The 2,885-nt window shown below is 40.3% G+C and carries 3 protein-coding genes and 1 pseudogene; 2 read left to right on the plus strand and 2 right to left on the minus strand.

The genetic code is table 11. The features are described 5' to 3' along the window. Positions 1-235: 235 nt before the first annotated feature. Both K245_RS25830 and K245_RS0121155 read left to right on the plus strand, forming a co-directional pair. Positions 236-561: pseudogene (locus K245_RS25830) on the plus strand (type II toxin-antitoxin system RelE/ParE family toxin). Next, complete coding sequence (locus tag K245_RS0121155) at positions 554-865, plus strand: helix-turn-helix transcriptional regulator (protein ID WP_027360762.1); 312 nt, start codon at positions 554-556, stop codon at positions 863-865. Before K245_RS25830 ends, K245_RS0121155 begins: the two are co-directional and overlap by 8 nt. A 549-nt stretch (positions 866-1,414) precedes the next feature. Here K245_RS0121155 and K245_RS0121160 read toward each other — a convergent pair. Then, a complete protein-coding gene (locus K245_RS0121160; RefSeq protein ID WP_027360763.1) occupies positions 1,415-1,930 on the minus strand; it encodes a type II toxin-antitoxin system HicB family antitoxin in 516 nt (171 codons plus the stop codon). 151 nt (positions 1,931-2,081) lie between these two features. Next, entirely contained in the window at positions 2,082-2,822 is a 741-nt protein-coding gene (locus K245_RS25835) for an AAA family ATPase (RefSeq protein ID WP_051284523.1), read from the minus strand. Positions 2,823-2,885: the final 63 nt, after the last annotated feature.

Genomic DNA, 2,885 nt, shown 5'->3' on the forward strand with positions numbered 1-2,885 from the left:
TTTGATTAATCACCTTTAGGTGATCCCCATTTTTTACCGCTTTGAGCGGTTCAGAATTCCATGCCACCGGCTTTGCCGGTGGTCGGTGACTAAAATTACAGGGCATTCAACTCGTGAAATGTTTGATCGATATAATAAGATTGACCGTGAAGATATTTTGAGTGCCGGGTTAATGCTTCGATAGTAGTTTAATCTTATTGACGATTGTTAGCATAATTGTTAACTTAGGAGAAAGATGAAATATAACATTGAGTTTTTCCATCAAAAGGTTAAATTTGAAATCGAATCTTGGCCTGTTGGGATATTGGCTGATTTTTCTCGGATAATTGAGCTTCTGATTGATTTTGGCCCTCAAATCAATATGCCCCACTCTAAGGCTATGGGTGGAGGTCTTTTCGAGTTGAGGCCAAAAGGCCGGGAAGGTATAGGGCGTGTTTTTTATTGTTTTGTGATTAATCAACGTATAATATTTTGCACGCTTTTTTAAAAAAGACCAAGGAAACACCAGATCAGGAATTAAAAATTGCTCGTAAAAGACTTAAGGAGGTTCAGAATGGATGATTTGAAATATGATCCTGTTCCTCATGACCATAAAGCTTTTTTGGAAAAGTCATTAAAGCGCAAAGGATTCAAGGACGAATACGATAAACTCGAAGAAGAATATGCTTTTATACGTGAGATGCTTGCAGCTCGATTAAGATCAGGGCTTACTCAAGAGGCGGTGGCAGAATTGATGGGAACAACCAAAAGTGCTATTTCGCGTCTTGAATCTTCTGGTAAGCACGCTCCATCATTAACCACACTGAAAAAATATGCTCGAGCTGTGGGTTGTCACTTGGAAATTAAATTTGTGCCTGATGCTTAAAGCGTAAAAAAGCTTGATGTCTTTTCAGCATTTGTTATCTTTTGGAGTAGCATTGCATGAAAATTGATAAAGTATGAGATGCTTGAAGAATAGATAAGGTATTGGTTTTATAGGGGAGGAGGGTATCGAATTAGAATTTATAGTATTGAAAACGTTGAAAAAATTTTATGCTGATCTAATCGATACCCCCAAAAATACCCCTAAAAAAGTAGTTGTAACTTTTCTACCCATAAAACTTTTACATATGCCCAAACATCAAAAGCCTCATAAAATCGAACATTCCTTCTTTGGCATTTCAGGTGCTTCAATATCTTCCATTTCTTCAATAACTGCTACGCCCATTATTCTCTCCTTCTGTAATCTTGATTGCACTTTTCAAATTACCCCAAGGTACTTTGAGCTTATTAAGTACCAACGGGTCATTCACGACCCCTCGAACAGGTTAGCTACATAAGTATAGAATTAGGTTAATACTGCGGCCTATGGCTTCCAGAGATTGAAACCACTCTCCGTGGCATGGCCTCAACCTCTTGAGTCATGACAGCTTACTTAAACCTTTACGATCCCATCCATAATCAACTGAGGCATTAAATAAAAAAGGGAATCTGTCTCCTGTGCTTCGAAGTGTTTTCCTCTTGGCAAAGGCTCCGCGTCTGTACCTCGTAAAGATACAGCCATCTGAAGTGCTTTCCTCGCCATGCTTAAAGCCTCATTTGGCGTTTCCGCTTGTGAAACTAATTCAGAAAAGACCTTTGACGAGATATATAACCCGCCAGAGGAAGAGGGTTTTATGGTTACAGGGAAACAATATCCTTCCCGCCCACCGGCCTTGGCATGTGGTTTCCATTCGTTTCTGACAATCTTGCCTGCTATCACTTCGATTAATTCAGGTTTCAATCTTTCCGCCAAAGGAATGACAAGTTTCATTCCGGCCCTGTTCCTTTGGATACAGATTGAATATTGAGACATAGCGGCCAAGGCCCAACCCTTTTCACTCATGAGATAAACTGCAACGTCAAACCCAGTCATATTTTTAAAAATTTCTATTAATTCAAGTTTTGTCATTCTGTTTTACCTTTTTGCTCTGTTTTTTTGTGTTTGATCAAGTACCGAAATAGGAACCGAAATACCGATTTTGCCGTTATCCGATGTACCGAAAATACCGAATATACCTTTAGGTATTCGGTATTTCGGTTCGGTACGGTCGGGTTTAAAATTAATCCGGTTCTAAATATACATAGTCAACGTCTTTTGATATTTTGCCGGATTCGGTCAGGCTATTTTCAACCTCCCTGAATCTTCTTGCTCCCATCTTTTTTATGCAGTCACCTTTCCAGTCTTGATATTTGACTTTTGCCTGATTTGGATCATAGTCACCTTCTTCAAGGTTGTGCTGGTGTTTTTGATGAAGCTGTTGCAATATCTGTAATGCATGCTGCTGATTCTTTCCTGTCTTTTTCCTTTGGCGGCCTTCTCCCTCCGCGCCGTCTGGGAAAAGAACAGGGTCAAGTATTGCAGATGTTAACGGATTTCCTTCTTCATCAGTTATGTCCAAATCAACCGATCTAAGGGTAAAGGCTAAAGGCTCTGGATATTCGGCATCTTTCATCTTGGTACAGGTCAGGGTTATTATACTTTTATCTTTGGCGTATCTTTCCACTTTGAATTCAGCGTCAACCGCACCCTTTAGTGAGGATGAGCCTCTGGCCCTTGATTTGTCTGCTATCCCTGTATGATGGACAAGAAAAACCGTTGAGCCATAAAGGGCTTTGAGTCTGTCGCATTCGGCTATAAACTGCCCCATGTCCTTTGCGCTGTTCTCGTCGCCTGCTCCAAAGCTCCTCGCCACCGTGTCAATCACAATCAAGGCAATATGTCCGGCTTCTTTCTCTGCCTTGTCAATTTCCTGACATAAAAATTGGAACTGAGAGCTGGTCTGGAAAAATTGGACAGCCATTTAAGTGAAAATCTGCTTTATTAGAACATCAAAAAAAAGGAGCAGAAGAATGGCAAAAGGAAT

This window comes from Desulforegula conservatrix Mb1Pa, assembly GCF_000426225.1.
Taxonomy (GTDB): Bacteria; Desulfobacterota; Desulfobacteria; order Desulfobacterales; family Desulforegulaceae; genus Desulforegula; species Desulforegula conservatrix.

Coding starts and splice junctions, on each gene's coding strand:
- K245_RS0121155 (WP_027360762.1), top strand. CDS start 554: ATGGATGATTTGAAATATGATCCTGTTCCTCATGACCATAAAGCTTTT.
- K245_RS0121160 (WP_027360763.1), bottom strand. CDS start 1,930: ATGACAAAACTTGAATTAATAGAAATTTTTAAAAATATGACTGGGTTT.
- K245_RS25835 (WP_051284523.1), bottom strand. CDS start 2,822: ATGGCTGTCCAATTTTTCCAGACCAGCTCTCAGTTCCAATTTTTATGT.